Source organism: Enterobacter vonholyi, from assembly GCF_008364555.1.
Lineage (GTDB): Bacteria > Pseudomonadota > Gammaproteobacteria > Enterobacterales > Enterobacteriaceae > Enterobacter > Enterobacter vonholyi.
The window spans coordinates 1-1,682 of record NZ_VTUC01000024.1 but is presented as its reverse complement, the minus strand read 5'-3'; the positions used below and the strand labels follow the sequence as shown (position 1 = coordinate 1,682).

1 protein-coding gene is annotated in these 1,682 nt (G+C 62.8%); it reads left to right on the top strand.

Translation table 11 applies throughout. The features are described 5' to 3' along the window. On the top strand, positions 1-1,682 hold a 1,682-nt coding region (locus F0319_RS18790), incomplete at both ends, for a hemagglutinin repeat-containing protein (RefSeq protein WP_188035113.1).

Below are 1,682 nucleotides of genomic sequence, written 5' to 3'. Positions count from 1 at the left end.
GTGGCGGTGAACTCGCCGCAGTGGAACGATCGGCTCCAGGGTGCGCTGCAGCAGCTTAACGGCGGCGGCGCGCTGGAAAACGGCGGCGCGTCCGGCACGCTTCTCAGCAACATTGCCACCACACAAAAAGGCAACGCGAACCTCGGCCAGCTGGGCGCGCTGGCGAACGCCGGGGTCACCACCGCCGATCTCAGAACCGCTCAGGGCGGAGCCGTCGGGCATTATCAGGGCCAGCGCGTCGATACCAGCGCTTACCCGCTGCCGTCGGGCAACAACGGCTATTTTGTCTTCTCCGACAACCCGAAAAGCCCGTACCTGATCGGCATCAACCCGAAACTGAACGGTCTCGGACAGCTTGATCCCGCCCTGTTTGCCGACCTGAACGCGATGCTCGGGATCAAACCGTCGTCCACGGCGCCGCAGGAGACGCGGCTGGCGTTTACCGACGAGAAGCAGTTCCTCGGCTCGTCCTACATGCTGGGCCGCCTCAACCTGAACCCGGACTACGACTACCGCTTCCTCGGCGATGCGGCGTTCGATACCCGCTACGTTTCCAACGTGGTGCTCAACCAGACCGGTAACCGTTACCTGAACGGCATCGGCTCCGATCTGGATCAGATGCGCTATCTGATGGACAACGCCGCGGCGGCGCAGCAGTCGCTGGGCCTGCAGTTTGGCGTCTCGCTGACCGCCGATCAGATTGCCGCGCTCGACCACAGCCTGCTGTGGTGGGAGAAAGCCACCGTCAACGGCGAAACGGTGATGGTACCGAAACTCTACCTGTCGCCGAAGGACGTCACCGTCAACAACGGCAGCGTGATCGCGGGCAACAACGTCACCCTGAAGGGCGGCAGCATCACCAACGGCGGCAGCACGCTGCTGGCGAAAAACAGCCTGACGCTCGACAGCCAGAACAGCATCAGTAACCTCAGCAACGGCCTGATGAAAGCGGGCGGCGACCTGAACCTGAGCGCCATCGGCGATATCAATAACATCAGCTCCACCATCAGCGGCAAAACGGTCGCGCTGGAGAGCCTGGACGGCAGCATCAACAACCTGACCCAGGTTGAGCAGATTGATATCAACGCCGGCGGGAAGTACGGCAACATCGGCCTGAAAGACACCCTGCTGGGCAACACGGCGTCCATTACCGCGCAGGATGGTCTGTCCCTTGAGGCGGGGAAAAACATCACCGTCACCGGGGCGAACCTGGCCTCCGGCGGCGATATGCTGCTGAACGCGTGGGGCGATATTGCCGTCAACGCGAATCAGATCAACGACGCATTCAGCTCCAGCCGGGCGAAAACCAGCCGTTCGTCCGTCACGTATCAGGGAAGTAACGTCAGTGCGGGCGGTAACCTGCTGGTGAATGCCGGGCACAACCTTGACGTGACCGCCAGCGACCTGAAGGCGGGCGGCAGCGCGGGGCTGAGCGCGGGCAACGACCTGAACCTGAACGCAGAGCAAACCAGCGAAAGCAGCCGGAAAGGGAAAAGCGAGTCCCACAGCACCGGGCTTGACCGCACCACGATTTCCGCAGGCGATAACCTGGTGCTGAAGGCCGGACAGGATATCAACGCCCAGGCCGCCGCGCTGGCGGCGGAGAAAAGCGTCGGACTGCAGGCGGGTCGCGACGTGAATCTGGCTGCAGAAGAGACCACGCAGGGCGACAGCTATAGGTC